The organism is Kitasatospora sp. NPDC085895 (assembly GCF_040702125.1).
Taxonomy (GTDB): Bacteria; Actinomycetota; Actinomycetes; order Streptomycetales; family Streptomycetaceae; genus Kitasatospora; species Kitasatospora arboriphila.
On record NZ_JBFBJY010000073.1, the window covers coordinates 16,257 to 32,824 of the forward strand.

Annotated in this window: 15 protein-coding genes; 6 read left to right on the forward strand and 9 right to left on the reverse strand. The window is 76.2% G+C overall.

The window, feature by feature from the left end:
- Positions 1-181: 181 nt before the first annotated feature.
- From AB0442_RS32510 to AB0442_RS32520, 3 genes are all read right to left on the reverse strand, one after another.
- Positions 182-811: an MBL fold metallo-hydrolase gene (locus tag AB0442_RS32510; protein WP_366167198.1), complete on the reverse strand. Its 630-nt coding sequence runs from the start codon at positions 809-811 to the stop codon at positions 182-184.
- Entirely contained in the window at positions 811-1,896 is a 1,086-nt protein-coding gene (locus tag AB0442_RS32515) for an S-(hydroxymethyl)mycothiol dehydrogenase (protein WP_363547932.1), read from the reverse strand. Before AB0442_RS32515 ends, AB0442_RS32510 begins: the two co-directional genes overlap by 1 nt.
- A 125-nt stretch (positions 1,897-2,021) precedes the next feature.
- Positions 2,022-3,140: a DUF3103 family protein gene (locus tag AB0442_RS32520; protein WP_366167199.1), complete on the reverse strand. Its 1,119-nt coding sequence runs from the start codon at positions 3,138-3,140 to the stop codon at positions 2,022-2,024.
- A 431-nt stretch (positions 3,141-3,571) separates the two neighbouring features.
- Between AB0442_RS32520 and AB0442_RS32525 the strand changes: the two genes are divergently transcribed.
- Complete coding sequence (locus AB0442_RS32525) at positions 3,572-3,907, forward strand: hypothetical protein (RefSeq protein WP_366167200.1); 336 nt, start codon at positions 3,572-3,574, stop codon at positions 3,905-3,907.
- Here AB0442_RS32525 and AB0442_RS32530 read toward each other — a convergent pair.
- The 5 genes from AB0442_RS32530 to AB0442_RS32550 form a co-directional block, all read right to left on the reverse strand.
- Positions 3,901-6,717, reverse strand: a complete 2,817-nt coding sequence (locus AB0442_RS32530) for a poly(A) polymerase (RefSeq protein WP_366167201.1) — start codon at positions 6,715-6,717, stop codon at positions 3,901-3,903. The genes AB0442_RS32525 and AB0442_RS32530 overlap by 7 nt on opposite strands.
- Complete coding sequence (locus AB0442_RS32535; RefSeq protein WP_366167202.1) at positions 6,717-8,462, reverse strand: RNA ligase family protein; 1,746 nt, start codon at positions 8,460-8,462, stop codon at positions 6,717-6,719. Before AB0442_RS32535 ends, AB0442_RS32530 begins: the two co-directional genes overlap by 1 nt.
- A 100-nt stretch (positions 8,463-8,562) precedes the next feature.
- Entirely contained in the window at positions 8,563-9,093 is a 531-nt protein-coding gene (locus AB0442_RS32540; RefSeq protein ID WP_366167203.1) for a hypothetical protein, read from the reverse strand.
- A gap of 90 nt (positions 9,094-9,183) precedes the next feature.
- On the reverse strand, positions 9,184-10,617 hold the full coding sequence (locus tag AB0442_RS32545) for an MFS transporter (RefSeq protein WP_366167204.1): 1,434 nt from the start codon (positions 10,615-10,617) through the stop codon (positions 9,184-9,186).
- Entirely contained in the window at positions 10,614-11,204 is a 591-nt protein-coding gene (locus AB0442_RS32550) for a TetR/AcrR family transcriptional regulator (protein ID WP_366167205.1), read from the reverse strand. The genes AB0442_RS32545 and AB0442_RS32550 overlap by 4 nt, the downstream gene beginning before the upstream one ends.
- A 206-nt stretch (positions 11,205-11,410) precedes the next feature.
- Between AB0442_RS32550 and AB0442_RS32555 the strand changes: the two genes are divergently transcribed.
- Both AB0442_RS32555 and AB0442_RS32560 read left to right on the forward strand, forming a co-directional pair.
- A complete protein-coding gene (locus AB0442_RS32555; protein ID WP_366167206.1) occupies positions 11,411-13,885 on the forward strand; it encodes a glycoside hydrolase family 9 protein in 2,475 nt (824 codons plus the stop codon).
- Positions 13,886-13,988: 103 nt separating this feature from the next.
- Entirely contained in the window at positions 13,989-14,198 is a 210-nt protein-coding gene (locus AB0442_RS32560) for a hypothetical protein (RefSeq protein WP_366167220.1), read from the forward strand.
- On the opposite strand, the gene AB0442_RS32565 is transcribed toward AB0442_RS32560, so the two are convergent.
- Complete coding sequence (locus AB0442_RS32565) at positions 14,199-14,552, reverse strand: hypothetical protein (protein WP_366167207.1); 354 nt, start codon at positions 14,550-14,552, stop codon at positions 14,199-14,201.
- Positions 14,553-14,641: 89 nt separating this feature from the next.
- On the opposite strand from AB0442_RS32565, the gene AB0442_RS32570 reads away from it, so the two are divergent.
- The 3 genes from AB0442_RS32570 to AB0442_RS32580 all read left to right on the forward strand — a co-directional run bounded on the left by AB0442_RS32570 (position 14,642) and on the right by AB0442_RS32580 (position 16,541).
- Positions 14,642-15,244, forward strand: coding sequence for an alpha-ketoglutarate-dependent dioxygenase AlkB (locus AB0442_RS32570; protein WP_366167208.1), 603 nt, complete (start codon positions 14,642-14,644; stop codon positions 15,242-15,244).
- A gap of 201 nt (positions 15,245-15,445) precedes the next feature.
- Complete coding sequence (locus AB0442_RS32575; protein WP_366167210.1) at positions 15,446-15,739, forward strand: hypothetical protein; 294 nt, start codon at positions 15,446-15,448, stop codon at positions 15,737-15,739.
- Positions 15,740-15,833: 94 nt separating this feature from the next.
- The gene (locus AB0442_RS32580) at positions 15,834-16,541 is read left to right on the forward strand and encodes a GNAT family N-acetyltransferase (protein ID WP_366167211.1); all 708 of its coding nucleotides are present in this window, start codon (positions 15,834-15,836) and stop codon (positions 16,539-16,541) included.
- The last annotated feature ends 27 nt before the right edge of the window (positions 16,542-16,568 follow it).

Here is a 16,568-nt window from a genome sequence, read left to right on the forward strand (position 1 = left end):
CACGGGCGGCGCCGCACGTGATCCGGTCGGCGCCGCACGGGGGCCCGCCGCGACCGCGGCCCGCCCCCCGCACGTAGGCGCGGGAGGCACCGCGGCGGACCACCGCGGAGCCTCCCGTCACGCGTGTCAGGGGCGCCCCCACGCGCCCCCATGTGGCATCCGTACGCCTTTGACGACAGCTCTAGTGGCCTCGGGCGATCCACTCCTCCAGGTGCGGGGCCTCCGTGCCGATGGTGGTGGAGTCGCCGTGGCCGGTGCGGACGACCGTCTCCGGCGGCAGGACGAGCAGCCGCTCGCTGATCGAGCGGATGATCGTCGGGAAGTCGGAGAAGGACCGGCCGGTGGCACCGGGGCCGCCCGCGAAGAGGGTGTCCCCGCTGAACACGGTGCCGAGGTCGGGCGCGTACAGGCAGACCGCGCCGGGGCTGTGCCCCGGGGTGTGCAGCACGGTCAGCTCGGTGCCGGCCACCGTCAGGCGCTGCCCGTCCGCCAGCTCGCCGTCCGGCTTGAACCCCGGGTGGGTCTGCTGCCAGAGCACGCCGTCCTCCGCGTGGAGCAGGACGGGCGCGCCCGTCCGGTCGGCGAGCCCGGGGGCGGCGTTGACGTGGTCGTTGTGCCCGTGGGTGCAGACGATCGCGAGCAGCCGCCGGTCGCCGACCGCGGCGGCCACCGCCTCGGCGTCGTGGGCCGGGTCGATCACCAGCACCTGCTCGTCGTCGCCGACGATCCAGACGTTGTTGTCGACCTGCCAGGTGCCGCCGTCCAGCGTGAACTCGCCGGAGGTGACCAGGTGTTCGATCCGGGCGGCCATCAGAACAGCACCACCGATCGCAGGACCTCGCCCTTGTGCATCCGCTCGAAGGCCTGCTCGACGCCGTCCAGCGGGACGGTCTCGCTGACGAAGGCGTCCAGGTCGAGGCGGCCCTGCAGGTAGAGGTCGATCAGCATCGGGAAGTCCCGGCTCGGCAGGCAGTCCCCGTACCAGGAGGACTTGAGGGCGCCGCCGCGGCCGAAGACGTCCAGCAGCGGCAGCTCCAGCTGCATCTCCGGGGTGGGCACGCCGACCAGGACGACGGTGCCGGCGAGGTCGCGGGCGTAGAAGGCCTGCTTGTAGGTCTCGGGGCGGCCGACCGCGTCGATGACCACGTCCGCGCCGTTGCCGCCGGTCAGCTCGCGGATCGCCTCGACGGCGTCCGCGGCGGAGGAGTCCACGGTGTGGGTGGCGCCGAGCTTCTGCGCGGCGGCGAGCTTGCGGGCGTCGACGTCGACCGCGATGATCCGGGACGCGCCGGCCAGTCGGGCACCGAGCACGGCCGCGCTGCCCACACCGCCGCAGCCGATCACCGCGACGGAGTCGCCGCGGCCCACCCCGCCGGTGTTGATCGCCGCGCCGAGGCCGGCCATCACGCCGCAGCCCAGCAGGCCCGCCGCGGCGGGTGAGGCGGCCGGGTCGACCTTGGTGCACTGGCCCGCCGCGACCAGCGTCTTCTCGGCGAAGGCGCCGATCCCGAGCGCGGGCGACAGCTCCGTGCCGTCGGTCAGCGTCATCTTCTGCTTCGCGTTGTGGGTGGCGAAGCAGTACCACGGCCGGCCGCGCCGACAGGCCCGGCAGTCGCCGCACACCGCACGCCAGTTGAGGATCACGAAGTCACCCGGGGCGACGTCGGTGACGCCCTCGCCGACCGACTCCACCACGCCCGCGGCCTCGTGGCCGAGCAGGAAGGGGAACTCGTCGTTGATGCCGCCCTCGCGGTAGTGCAGGTCGGTGTGGCAGACACCGCAGGCCTGCACCTTCACCACCGCCTCTCCCGGCCCCGGGTCGGGCACCACCACCGTCACCACCTCGACCGGCGCACCCTTGGACCGCGCGATCACACCCCGTACCTGCTGGGCCATCAGAGCAGCACTCCCTCGTCGTGGGGCCCGGCCGCCCCGCCCGTCGCGCGGCGGCCGGGTGTTCCGTGGACCAATCTATCCGATCTGTCCACATTTCCATGGGAATTGCTGCCGATCAGGGCAGATCAGAAGGCGGACACCCAGTACGGCGAGACGTTCATCCAGCCGTTGCCCCGGGCGCCGTTCAGCCGGCCCGAGGACGTCCGGGCCAGGGTGTACCAGGAGTCCACGTAGTCCGGGTCGTCCGTCCACCACTCGGTGGGGATCGCGTCCAGCACCGCGTTGACCAGCGGGATGTACGCGCCCTGGTCGGTGACCGTGAGCAGGACGGCCGCGATGGCCTTGGCGAGGGCCTGGTAGTTGGTGCTGCCGTCCTCCTCCATCAGCACCACGTCGGCCAGGTCGTACTTGTAGTTCGACCAGTTCACCAGGATCTGGTTGGGCCGGTAGACCGTCCCGTCGTAGTCCAGGTACGGCATGTCGACCGGGTCGACCCGCACCTTGCCGTCCGTGCCGAAGCCGGTGACCAGGGCGTACATCTCGGCCGCGCCCTTGAACCACGGCTCCTCGTCGTCGGACACCTCGATCGCGTCGATCTTCGTGCCCCACCAGCCGCCCGCGGCGGCGGCCTGCGGCTTCACCGCGACGCCGCCCAGCGTGCGGCGGAGGATCTCGGCGCCGCCGGCGAGCGCCCGGGTCACGTCGAGGTCGACCAGGTAGACCGGTTGCCGGGGCACCTGCGTTGCGTCCAGGACGTGCGCCCGGCCCCGGGCGTCGTAGGCGGTGAGGGTGGTGGCCCGGTCGCTCGCCGGCGCGGCCGCGACCCAGGGCGCGGTGCCCGCGTCCAGTGCGGCGCGCATCGACGGGTCGCCGAGCCGCAGCCGCAGCAGCGGGCCGGTCGCGGCGTCCAGGCCCTTGGCGGCCAGGACGCGGGCGTTGCCGTCGGCGACCGAGGCTGCGAGCCGGTGGGCGGCGGCGCCGGAGGCACGCGAGGCGAGGGTGCCCGGGTCGACCTCGGCGCCACCGCGGACGGCGGCCCGCAGGCCGTCCCGCCAGGCGGCGTCACCGAGCGAGGCGGCGACCGCCCGCGCGGTCTCCTCCTCGACGGCCTGCACGGCGGAGTGTGCGCGGCCGGGCTGCGGCGGGGCCTCCGCCCGGGCGCTCGCGGTCTGTGCGGCGGCCCCCATGACCAGGGCGAGGACGGCGCCGACCGCGCCGACTCTCAGGGTGCTGATGGTGCTCAACGGTCCTCCATGGCTGGGTGTACGGAGTGCGCCCGCCACCCGTGGGCCACGGCAAGTTGACGCTCGTCGGCTTCCGCGTGGGGGCGGTGTTGAGTGAGCCAGGACAGCGAAGCAACCCCGTCGTGCCCGCGTCAAGGCTGCGCGGAGCACCTGCCTGACGAACAGTCAGTGTCGCTGCGGGGCAGCTGGCCACCACCCGAAGGGGGGCGCCGGGAGAGTGTCGGGTCCATCATGCCGGGTCGGAGGGGGTCGGCGGTAGGACGGAGAGCACCCCGGTTCGATCTTGTCCGGGGCGGGGCGCACCCCGCACACTCGACGGACCCACCCCTTCCCACGCGCCCGGACTCCCCTGCGGAGGCACCGGGGCGTCCGCCGTGCTGCCCTGACGGCGGGTCGGGCCGATCGGGGTGGCGACGCGAAGGGGAAGCGGAATGAACAACGACGCCGTCCTGCGGGCCCGGGTGCTGCTGCTCGGCACGGGGAAGCTCAGCAGGCTCCAGCGGGTCACCGCGCACCGGCTGCTGGCCGTGGACAGCCCGGCCGTCCACCTGCCGAAGCTTTCCCGCGCCCTGGTGAAGCTCGGCAAGGAGATCGCGCACCTCCCGGAGGCCCGGCTCGCCCTGCTGGACGAGGCGGTGGCGGCCGCCGGGGCGATGGACCCCGCCGACCCCCACCGCCCGCAGGTGCTCGCCGAGGCGCTGGACGCCCGGCGCGAGCAGCTCCACGCCATGGGCCGGACCGCCCACGGACCGGCGGGCGGTCAGTAGAGCGTCGGCACCCCGCCGCCCTCCGTCCGGGTGACCTCGACGCCGGGCATGCCTCGGGTCCAGCGGTCGGTGACGGCGGCGAGGGTGTCGGCGTCCGGCGGGGTGCGGCCGAGGCCGACGGCGAAGCGGGCGGTGGCGGGGCCGGTGGCGAACGGGTGCGGCCAGGCGTGCGCGTCGGTGGCACCGGCCTCGTCGAGGGCGGCGACCAGGGCCCGCATCCGGCCGCGGACGAGGCCGAGCAGGGTCTCGAACTCCTCGGCCCGGCCCGGCCGTACCGTCACCACCGCCCAGGCGGCGTGCCGCCGGTGCAGGGGCGGCGGGGCGAGCAGGCCCGGCTGCGGGTCGGTGCCGGTGGCGGCCGCCGACTCCAGGAGCTCCCAGGCCCGGTAGAGCTCCTGGGTGAGCAGCTCCCGTCCGCCGGTGGTGACCTGGGCGGTGCAGGAGCGGACGGGGGCGGTCGGGGTGGTGACGGTGACCGGCCCGGGCGGGCCGACCTGCGGGCCGACCGGTTCGCGCCAGTCCCAGGCCGCCCAGCTGCCGAAGAAGTGCCGCAGCAGGTCCTCGCCGTCGAGGTCCGATGCCTCCTGGACCGTCCGGGCGGCGAGGAGCGCCCAGGCGAGTCCGGGCAGCCCGCCGAACGGCGCCGAGTCCAGGCCGCGGGCCCTCGCCCAGGCCTTGACCTCCCGTGCCAGGGCGGCGAAGGCGGCCCGCCGCGGGCCGACGGCGGCGAGCAGCGCGTCGGCGTCGGAGACGGCGCTGAGCGCCAGGGCCGCTGCCTCGCCGAGTTCGGCCCGCCGCTCGACCGCCTCCGCGGGGTCGAGCGGGCCCGTCGGCACGACCACCAGGTCGACCGCCAGCCCGTCGACGGTGAAGCGCAGGCCCGGTACCCGGGCGCCGACGACCTGCCGCAGCCGGACGGCCTCCGGCAGCGCGGCCGCCACCCGGGCGGCGAGTGCGGGCGGGTCGGGCTCGCCGGGCAGTGCGGCGACCAGGTCCAGGTCGGCGCCGGGCAGGGCGCAGCCCGTCCGCCGTGATCCGACGAGGTGCAGCACGCCCTCGCCGAGGGCTCCGGCGAGCCGCCGGGCGGTGCGGTCGGCGAGCGCGTCCGGTGCCGGGTCGGGGGCCGGTGCGGCGGGCTCGGGGAGCCAGCGGAGCTCCCCGGTGCCGAGGGTGAGCACGGCGCGCGGCCGCATCGGTTCCCCGGCGCGCCGCGAGAGCAGCACCAGCTCGCCGACCGGGGCCGCGGCCTCGGGCAGCCGTGCGGTGCACTCGGCGACGAGTGCCCACGGGTCGTCCGTCCGGCCGAGGCTCAGGTGAGGGGTGAAGCCCTCCGAGCGTCCGCGGCAGCGCGGGAACCGCTCCAGCAGGGACCGGTGCAGGGCCTGCCACGGCCCGGCGCCGTCGGCGGCCGGGTCCAGCCAGACGGTGGAGCCGCTGCGGTGCCGGAAGCCGTGCACCCCGGCCAGCCGGGCGGTGAACGGCGCCGCCTCGGAGGCGGCCTCCGCGAGCAGCGGTGCGGCCTGTTCGAACTCGGCCTCGGGGACGAACCCGTACAGCACGTTGACGTGCGGCGGCCAGCGGTGGATCTGCGGGTCGTGCTCGGCCCGGACGGCCTGGATCGCGGGCCACAGCGCGTCCGGCGGCAGCCAGGCGAGGGCGGTGCGCACCGACGGGCCGACGTCGAAGACGCCGCCGGGTGCGGCCCCGCCGGGGCCCAGTTCGACCGCCACACCGTAATGGTCCGACGGGTGGAGGCCGTCCGCGGCCGGGCGGTCGCCGAGCAGGACGGCGGAGCGGGCCTGCGGACCGCCGGGGCGCAGCAGCACGCGGTCCAGCCGGGAGGCCCGGCCGGAGAGCGAGGAGACCGCGGCGAGCGGATTGGCGCCCGGGTCGAAGGTGGGGGTGCCGTCCTCGGGGCCGTGCACCGCGCTCCACGCGTCCTGCAGTCCGAGGACGGCGGCCGGGCCCTCGGCACCGCCGCGGCCGTCGTTGAAGTCGCCGGCCAGCACCAGGTCGCCCTCGACGCCGGCCAGGCCCTCGGCGATCCGGGCCAGTTCGGCCCGTCGGCGGGCCGGCCCGTCCTCGCTGTGGTCGCTGGTCAGGTGGGTGGCGGCCACGGTGAGCGGCCCGCTGCCGGTGTCGACGACGACCGCGGCGAGCGCCTTGTGCGGGCCGAGCGGGTGCCGGCCGGCCTCCAGCACGGGCAGCCGGCTGAGCAGCAGCAGTCCGCAGTCGGGCACGTCCCGTCCGCGGGGGTCGGTGCCGACCGTCCAGCCGTCCCGCAGCCAGGGCTCGCGCAGCAGCAGGTCGACCAGGGCCGGTTCGACCTCCTGCAGGGCGATCACGTCGGCGTCCGTGCGGGCGAGTGCCGCCAGCAGCAGCGGGCGGCGGCGCGCGGTGTCGATCCGCTCGCTGTCGTAGCGGTCCCAGAGGGTGTTCCAGGTGACGACCCGGACGGTGCCGCGCGGCAGCCGGCCGGCCGGGCGGTCGGCGGGCCGCCAGGCGGAGCCGTCCCAGGTGTGCGGGGTGCGGGCGGTGAAGAACGGTGCGTGCAGCCGCCGCCCGTCGCCGGCCCGGCCGGCCGCGGTGGTGTCCAGCCGGTCCACCCCGGCGGCGCGGTCCCAGACCGTCTCGCCGTCGGCCTCCACGCAGAGCACCCGGTGCCAGGGGATGTCGCCGCCCGGGGCGAAGCCGTCCAGCGGGACGCGCTCGGGGTCGGCGCCGCGCTGCTGGACGACCAGCACGAACCGGGACGGGTCGAACCGGGCGTCCCAGCGGACGCGGTGGTAGATCTCCTCGCTGGTGCGCATCAGGCGTCCTCCCCGTCGATCGTCCCCGCCGTGTCCTCGACGGCGCCGGCCTCGCCGACGTACCAGGTGCGGTGCGCCTCGCCCGCGTACGGCGGGCCGAACCGGTGCAGTTGCTGGGCGAGGACCCCGGACGGGACGGGGTGCGGCCGCACGCCGTTGCGGCGGACGAGTTCGGCCTCGCCGACCAGCAGCACCGCCTGGGTGACCAGGGCGTCGCGGCGCTGCGCGATGCCCTGCACGAGCGAGCGCTGCTGCCGGTTGAGCGAGGTGGCGTCCCACACGACGGTGCCGCCGCGGGCGAGCGCGGCGTCCAGCCGGTCCAGCCCCTCGCGCAGCACGTCCCCGTTGGCCCGCTGGTCGCCGCGGTCGCCGCGCTCCTCGCGCAGCCCGTCCAGCGAGATCCGGGCGGCGGTGCCGGGCAGCCGCTCGGCGAAGACGCTCTTGCCGCTGCCGGACGGGCCGACCAGGTGCACCAGGTGCGGGAAGGCGCCCGAGCGCCACCGCCAGGCCGCGGCCACGGCGTCGTCCACCCCGGTGACCCGGCCGAGCGCGAACGCCTCCCGGGCCTCGGCCCAGCAGCGGTCGGCGGCGTCCGGCCGGAGACCGGCGAGCGCCTCGCGGAGCCCCGTGCGGAGGGCGGCGAGCGGGGCCTCGCCGAGCAGTCCGGCGTCCTCGGCGTGCAGCGCCGACCAGGCGGCCTGTTCGCGGGCGTCGTCCGCCTCGGCGTCCGTCCGGCCGGCGGTGACGGCGGCGGCCACGGCGTGCAGCACGCCGAGGTCCGCGGCCTGGGCCAGCCGGACGAGGCCGGCCCGGCGGTCCTCGTCCGGGTAGGGGCGTTGCACGACGGGGTGCAGGCCGACCAGGTCGGCGACCCGGCGGGCGAGCGGCATGCCGAGCGGTGCGGCGAGCGTGGTGGCGAGCCGGGCCCGGTTGCTGCCGGGCAGGGCGGCCGCCAGGACGCCGGCCAGCCGGGCGTCGCCGCGCCGGCCGAGGACGTCGAGCCGGGCGGAGACCTCGGCCGCGGCCGCCTCGGCGGCCGGTGCCCGCTCCGGGTCGAGTCCGGCGGCGCCGAGCAGGGCGGGCAGGTCGGCGGGCGCGCCGGAGCGCACCGCCCAGAGGGCGGCCGCCGGGCCGAGGCCGTTCTCCACGACCGCGGCGTGCATCCAGTGGGTGTCGGTCCGTACGTGGTGCGGGCGGACCCACTTGGCGACCCGCTGCCCGAACTCCGCGCGGGGGAAGCCCTCGGCGGTGCGGACGACGTACCCCTCGACCCGTTCGGTGTCGAACCGCAGGGCGCGCAGGGCCTTCTCGTGGAGGACGCCGCGCCACAGCACCCGCGGGGCCGGGACGCCGAGGCGGCGCAGGAAGCGCACGGTGTCGTCCCAGCCGAGGCAGTGGTCGGTGTCGTCCCAGACCGAGAATCCGTAGAACCAGCTGTCCAGTTCGCGGTAGGCGAGCGAGTGCCGGGCGAACAGGTTCTCGCCGCAGACCCGCCAGCCGGCCGGGACCGCCGGGCCGATCCGGCCCTGCAGGGCCTTCACCCAGGTGCGCGAGGGGTGGTGGCCGGAGTCCAGCGAGCGGGCGTGCAGGCCGTCCCGGTAGAGGGTGGTGTTCTCGCCGTCCAGCTTCTCGGTGACGACGACCTCCCGGCCGCGCAGCCCTTCGAGGCCGCCCGCTCGGACGTCGTCCGCCGAGGCCCCCGGCGACCAGGGCAGGTGCGGGGTCCGCGGGTAGCTCACGCGCATGATCCGCTCCTGGTCGGGGTGGTGGGACCCCGTCACTGTAGGAGGCGGCCGCCGACCGATCCATCCAATTTGTCACCCTCGGCCGTCCCCGGCCGGACGGTCAGCGCGGGGGGAGGGGGACGCCGGTGCCGGGGGCGGTGGGTGCCCAGGTCGGCTCCGCAGTGGCGGTCTTCGGGTCGGTCTCGTTCATTCCGATCTTCCAGCCGTCCTCGCCGGCGTTCCCGTCGAGACGGAGACGCAGGGCCATGCGCCGGCCCGTGTCGTGGAAGTAGAGCACCACGGCCTGCCGGTCGATCGCGGGCCCCATGAACTCGGCGGTGACCCTGCCCTGCGCGCCCTTGCCGAAGGCCTCCACCCAGATCTTGGCATTGGTCAGCGCCCGGGTCTTCGAGCCGTCGGAGGTGGCCAGGGCCGACAGCCGCCCGGCGTCGCCGTCGGCCATCCGCCAGACCGCCTTCTGCACCACCTCCAGGGTCTCCGAGGACGGGTACCCGGCCACCTGCAGCGCGGTGTGGTCGGCGTAGTCGTTGGTGTACTCCACGTCCGGGTCGGAGGGGAGGCCCAGGTAGACCACGACCACCGCAAGGGTGAGCACCGCTGCGAACAGGGCACTCGTGCGGTTCTGGGTCATCGGCGGGCTCCCGACGGTGTCGATCATGCGGATGGTCCGCGACACCCTAGCGCCCGTGGAACCCCGGGCCGGAGGCCGTCCCGCGCGCGCCTACGAGGTGCCCAACCGCCGTGGACCCGCGTGGGCGGGGGTCTGGTCGGCGGGGGCCGTGCGGTGGGGGAGGGCCAGGGCGAGGGCGGTGCCCGCGGTGCCGGCGAGGGCGAGGAGGGCGAAGGACGGGCCCAGGGCGTTCTCCAGGGCGGGGCCGGCCGGGTGCGGGGTGCCGGCGAAGAGGGCGAGGGCGGTGGTGGCGGAGGCCACGCCGAGGGCGGGGCCGGTGTTCATGGCGGTCTGCTGGAGTCCGCCGGCCACCCCGGCGTGGGCGGTGGCGGCCCGGCGGACGACCACCGCCGTCGCGGCGACCATCACCGTGCCGAACCCGGCCCCCATCAACAGGAATCCGGCACCGGTGGACAGCGCCCCGGCCGTCCGGTCCAGCCGGGCGAGCACCAGGACGCCGGCGGTGAGCAGCGCCATGGCCGAGGCGATGGTCCGCCGCGGTCCGTACCGCTTCAGCAGGACGGGGGCGAGCGGCGCGGCGAGCACCATGGCGGCGGCCAGCGGCAGCGCGTGCAGGCCGGCCGAGAACGGGTCCAGTGCCAGGACGTCCTGCAGGTACCAGCCGGCGAGGAAGAGCGTGCCGAACATGGCCGCCGAGGCGGTGACCAGGACGCCGAGCGAGGCGGCCACGGCCCGGGAGCCGACCAGGTCCGGGGGCACCAACGGGCTTGCGGTGCGCCGTTCGTGCCGGACGAAGGCGGCGCCGGCCGCCGCGGCGGCGAGGGCTCCGAGGGCGGCGGACGCCGTCCACCCGGTCCCCGGCAGGCCGACCAGGGTGTGCACCAGGCAGGCCAGGGCCGTGCCGAGCAGCGCGGCGCCGACCGGGTCGAGCCGTACGGGTGCGGAGGCCGCGCTCGCGGAGGGCGCCGGGGGTGTGCCGCGGAGGCCGAGCGCCAGCACACCGATCACCAGTGCGGGAAGGACGTTGAGGGCGAACACGGCCCGCCAGCCGAGTGCGGTGACCAGGGCCCCGCCGAGGACCGGGCCGGCTGCTGCGGCGGCGCCGATGGCGCTGGTCCGGATCGCGACGGCGGTGGCCAGCCGTTCCGACGGGTAGGCGGCGCGGAGCATGCCGAGGGTGGCGGGCTGCAGGAGGGCGCCGAAGACGCCCTGGACGATCCGCAGGGCGATCACCCAGCCGATGCCGGGGGCGAGCCCGATGCCGGCCGAGGCCGCGCCGAAGCCGAGCGTGCCGACGGCGAACACCCGCCGGTGCCCGTACCGGTCGCCGAGCCGCCCGGCCAGGACCAGCAGGCTCGCCACGGCGATGAGGTAGCCGGTGCTGGTCCACTGGACCTGGGCGAAGTCCGCGTGCAGGTCGCGCTGCAGGGCGGGTTGGGCGACGGTCAGCACGGTGCCGTCCAGTGCGACGAGGACGGCGCCGGTGGTGCTCGCGGCCAGGGTGAGCCGGGGGGAGGGGCTCATGGCTGCACCGTCCCGAGGTGGGCGTCGAGCGCGGCGTGCAGCAGCGGTTCCACGTCCTCGGAGCCGGTGGCGAGCTGCAGGCTGCCCCACTCGCGGAGCTGGGCGATGCCGTGCAGGTTGGCCCAGAGCGCGGCGGCGGCGACCTCCGGGGCGGCGCCGGTGCGCGGACGGGCCCGGGCGACCAGGTCGACCAGCATCCCGAACAGCGGCAGGCTGGTCTCGCGCAGGCCCAGCCGGCCGCTGGCCAGCAGGTCGTGGCGGAACATCAGCTCGAACATGCCGCGGTCGCTGCGGGCGAAGTCGAGGTAGGCCCGGCAGAGCGCGGTGAGCCGCTCCCGCGGGTCGGCGTCCTCCCCGGTGCCGGCGGCCGCGGCGACGGCCCGGGCGGCGAGCTCGGCGAATCCCCGCCGGGCGATCGCGGACAGCAGCTCCAGACGGGTGGGGAAGTACCGCCGCGGCGCGCCGTGCGAGACGCCGGCGCGGCGGGCGATCTCGCGCAGGGTGAGGGCCTGCACCCCCTCGGCAGCCAGCAGTTCGACCCCGGCCCCGATCAGCCGCTCACGCAGCCCGATGTTCTCCTCGTTCATGGTGGACAGTGTCTACACCAGGTTCGTAGACACTGTCTACTCGCTTTCGTCGCGGGAGCGCTCCCCTCGGGATCGCCGAACGGCCGTCGTGTGCACGCCTCTTGACGTGCTCTCAGCGGACTGGCTTCACTGGCTTTTGGGAGCGCTCCCATACTGCGCTGCCCGAATCCCCACCCCCGTTCCCCCGTCCCAGGAAGGCCCCACCCGTGCCTCCAGCCACCGCCGCCCGCCGGCTGCCGCGCCGCGCGGCCGCCGTCCTGACCGGCCTCGCCCTGGCCGCCACCGGGTTGACCGGCGCGCTCGCCGCCCCCGCCACCGCGGCCACCGCCGCTGCTGCCGCCGACACCCCCGTCCGGGTCAACCAGCTCGGCTACCTGCCGAACGGCCCCAAGCGCGCCACCGTGATCAGCAGCGCCACCGCCCCGCTCGCCTGGCAGCTGCGCAACGCCGCCGGGACGGCCGTCGCCTCCGGCTCCACCACCGTGCACGGCGCCGACCCGGCCTCCGGCCAGGCCACCCACCTGGTCGACTTCACCGCCTACGGCACCGCGGGGACGGGCTACACCCTGGTCGTCGACGGCCGCGCCAGCCACCCCTTCGACATCTCGGCCGCGCTCTACGACGGCCTGCGCGCCGACAGCATGTCCTTCTTCTACCAGCAGCGCAGCGGCATCCCGATCGACGCCTCGCTCGCCGGCGCCGCCTGGGCCCGCCCGGCCGGCCACCTCGGCGTCGCCCCGAACAAGGGCGACACCTCGGTGCCCTGCCAGGCCGGGGTCTGCGACTACGGCCTGGACGTCCGCGGCGGCTGGTACGACGCCGGCGACCAGGGCAAGTACGTGGTCAACGGCGGCATCGCCACCTGGCAGCTGGTCAACTCCTTCGAACGCGCCCACCGGGCCGGCACCGACGCCGCCCTCGGCGACTCCACCCTGAAGGTGCCCGAGCGCGGCAACGGCGTCCCCGACGTGCTCGACGAGGCCCGCTGGGAGCTCGACTTCCTGATGCGGATGCAGGTCCCCGTCGGGAAGCCGATGGCCGGCATGGCCTTCCACAAGGTCCACGACGCCCAGTGGACCGGACTGCCGACCCGCCCCGAACTCGACTCCCAGCAACGCGAACTGCACAAGCCGTCCACCGCCGCCACGCTCAACCTGGCCGCCACCGCCGCCCAGTGCGCCCGCGTCTACGCCCCGTACGACGCCGCCTTCGCCGCCAAGTGCCTCGACTCCGCCCGCCGCGCCTGGGCCGCCGCCAAGGCCGACCCGAACGTCCTCGCCCCCGGTACCGACAGCACCGGCGGCGGCGCCTACGACGACGCCGACGTCTCCGACGAGTTCTACTGGGCCGCCGCCGAACTCCTCGCCACCACCGGCGAGGCGCAGTACCGCGACGCCGTCACCTCCTCCGCCCTGCACACCGCCCCCGCCGACGCCATCTGGTGGGGCGGCACCGCCACCCTCGGCCGGATCACCCTGGCCACCGTCCCCGGCGTCGCCCTGCCCGCCGACGACCTCGCCCGCCTGCGCGGCCGGCTCACCGCCGCCGCCGACGGGTACCTCGCCACCATGGCCGGCCAGGGCTACGCCGTCCCGATCGCCGCCGACGGCTACGTCTGGGGCTCCAACAGCTCCGTCGCCAACGACGCCGTGGTGATGGCCGTCGCCTACGAACTCACCGGCCAGCAGCGCTACCGGGCGGGCGCCCTGGAGTCCCTCGACTACCTGCTCGGCCGCAACGCCCTCGACCGCTCCTACGTCACCGGCTACGGCGAGAACGCCTCCGAGAACCAGCACCACCGCTTCTGGGCCCACCAGAACGACGCCTCGCTGCCGCACCCGCCCGCGGGCTCCTTCGCCGGCGGCCCCGACTCCGGCCTGCAGGACCCGGTCGCGGCCGAGAAGCTGGCCGGCTGCGCCCCCGCCGCGTGCTACGTCGACGACATCGGCTCGTACTCCACCAACGAGGTCGCGATCAACTGGAACGCCCCGCTGGCCTGGCTCGCCGCCTTCGCCGCGGAGCACCCGGGCGGGCCGCAGCCGACCGTGCCCGCCGTGCAGGTGGCCCCGGCCGCGGTGACCGTCCCCGAGGGCGGCTCCGCCGCGGTCGCCGTCCGGCTGTCCGCAGCCCCCGCGCAGAACGTCACCGTCACCGTCGCCCGCACCTCGGGCGACACCGACCTCGCCACCGCCGCCTCCCTGGTGTTCACGCCCGCGAACTGGGCGACCGCCCAGCAGGTGACCGTCTCCGCCGCCCAGGACGCCGACACCGCCAACGGCAGCGCCGTCTTCACCGCGGGCGGCACCGGGGTCGAGGCCGGCGCCTTCACCGCCACCGAAGCGGACGACGACACCGCCCCGCCCGCCGCCCCCTGCACCGTGGCCTACAAGGTCGACAACGCCTGGGGCACCGGCTTCACCGCGACCGTCACCGTCAAGAACACCGGCACCACCACCGTCAACGGCTGGACGGCCGGCTGGACCTACCCCGGCGACCAGCGCATCACCAACGCCTGGAACGCCACCGTCACCCAGACCGGCGCCGCCGTCACCGCCAAGGACGCCGGCTGGAACGGCACCCTCGCCCCCGGGGCCACCGCGAGCTTCGGCTTCCAGGGCGCCTACTCCGGCAGCAACACCCCTCCCGCGCAGTTCACGCTCAACGGCGCCGCCTGCAGCTGACACCGCAGCACGGCCTGCCGCAGCCCGTGCGGGGCACCCGGCCCACGGGTGCCCCGCACCGCCGCCCGTACCCGTCCGCCCCGTCCGGCAGCGCCACGCCCGGCTGCGGGTCCGGCACACCACCGCGCTGCCGGCGAACCACGTCACCGCCGTCACGCCCGCCGACGCCCGCGACGGCGGCAAGGACCTCCGGATCGGCGGGCGGAACGGCGCCCTCCAGTGGAACCGCGAGTCCGACGACGCGACGCTCCCGGTGCAGAGCCGCCCTGGGCCCGTCCCCGATCGCCTGCTGAGCCGGTCCGCAGCGCCCTGATCAGATCGCGCTGTACAAGGCGAGCAGCACGGTCGGGACGGCGGCCAGGCCCGCGCCCGTCCACCAGAACCGCCGGCCGCGCAGGCCCGTCAGCCGGGCCACCCCGAGGTTGACGAGGAACCAGAGCGCGACGGTGCCCGCCCACAGCGGGCCCAGCAGGAGGATCCACGGCAGGATCCCGTCGTTGTCGTTCGGATCCCGGCTGCCGAGGCCGATCCAGACCAGCGGGTAGCTCCGCACGAAGAGCAGGAGCACGAGCAGCGCGGGCACGCCGAGGCAGCCGGTGAGGAGATTGGCCAGCGCGACCGCCGTCCAGCGGGCGCGGCCCGGCCGTGCGGTCCCGTCCGTGGCCATGGTCCCCCTCCGAAGATCGTGATCGACGACCGACCGTACCCCTCCGCCGGGAACGGCCGGATGTCGGTGGGCAGGGCTAGCCTGCGGCCATGTCCGAGAACCGGGGGAGTGCGGCGGGGGCCGGTGTGCCCGGGCTGGTGCAGGTGGACGGCTGGCTGGCCGAGCGGGGCTGCGCCGGGCTGCTGGCGCGGATCGACGCCGAGCCCTGGTCGGCACAGCTGCGGCGGCGGGTGCAGCACTACGGCCACCGGTACGACTACGGCCGGCGCGGCCTGGCCGCCGGGCCGGCCGCCGAGCCCGCCCCGCCGCTGCCGGACTGGGCGCTCGCCCTGGCCGCCCGGCTCCTCGACGAGGGACACCTGGATACCCCGGCCGAGCAGGTGATCGTCAACGAGTACCTGCCCGGCCAGGGCATCAGTGCGCACGTGGACTGCGTCCCCTGCTTCGGCCCGGTGGTGGCCGCGCTCTCGCTCGGCTCCGCCGCCGTCATGGACTTCACCGACCCGGCGGGCGGCCGCCGGGTCCCGGTGCCGCTCGCACCGGGCGGCCTCACCGTGCTGACCGGCCCGGCCCGGTACGCCTGGCGCCACGCGATCCCCGCCCGCCGCAGCGACCCCGGGCCGGACGGCCGGGTGCCGCGCGGCCGCCGGGTCTCGGTGACCTTCCGGACCCTGGCGCAGCGACCCGGCTGACAGGGCCGGGCCGGTATCGCCCGCGGGCCGGACCGATCGGGACCGGTTCGGTCCGATTCCGTGCGAAAGCCCGGAATCCCGGTGGGCCCGCCGCCGACCGGCCTAGCATGACGGCCACAACTGCGCAGACAGCGTGACGACTTGGGGTTGATCCCGCGAACGGCAGCATGCGGCGCCCCCATGTGCACGAGGTGGTGACGGATGACCGACCTGACCCGGCTGAGGGTCCTCTTCGACGAGCTCGGCGACTACCAGCGTTCCCTGGACGACGGGGCACCGCTGGCCGAGGCCAAACCCGCGATGCTCGGCCGGCTGGCCGAGGCGCAGGTGCTGCTCCCGCCCGGGAACGAGCACCTCTGGAACGGCTTCCGCTGGTGGATCATGCACACCTCGGCCGCCGCCCAGCAGGAGGGCGGCGACGGCGCCTCCGAGCCGTGGCGGGAGTTCCTCGCCGAGGTCGACGACGTCCTCGGCCCGGCGCCCGACGCGGCCTGACCGCTCCCCGCCCGGTGGGAGGCCCGGGGCGGCGGGAAGGATCCGGCCGCCTCCGGTGCTGTCATCGACACCACCGATCCGAGCAGGGGAACGCATGTCCACCACGAACGGCACCCATCCGCTGGACAACCCCGTGCGCGCGGCGCTGGCCGGGCCGCACGCGCTGTTCGCCGGCCGGCTCGGGCGCCTGCTGCACTACCCGGCGGACGTCACCCCCTTCCTCGGCATGCCGGACGAGCCCGGGGCCGAGGACTGGGCCGACGCCGCCGTGCTCGCGGGCCCCGGCGGGCACGTGGTGACGGCGGCCGTCTCCGTCCCGCCGCCCGCGGACTGGCAGGTCACCTTCCGGATCGAGGGGATCCAGCTCGTCGACGAGGGCGTGGCCGCGGCCCCCGACCCGGAGGCCGTCCGGCTCGGTCCGGCCGACGTGCCCGAGATGCTGGCCCTGGTCGAGCGGACCAGGCCCGGCCCCTTCCTGCCGCGCACCGTCGAACTCGGCAGCTACCTCGGCATCCGCCGCGACGGCGTCCTGGTCGCGATGGCCGGCGAACGCTTCCACCCGCCGGGCCACACCGAGATCAGCGCCGTCTGCACCGACGACGCGCACCGCGGTCAGGGCCTCGGCACCCGGCTGGTCAGAGCGGTCGCCGCCGGGATCCGGGCCCGCGGCGAGCGGCCCTTCCTGCACGTGGCCGAGGACAACACCGGCGCCCTGCGGCTCTACGAGTCGCTCGGTTTCCGCGTCCGCCGCTCGGTGACCTTCGCCGGCGCCCGCGTCCCCGCGACGGCCCCCGCGCTCTGAGGGCTGCCGGGCCCCGCCGGCCTTCGC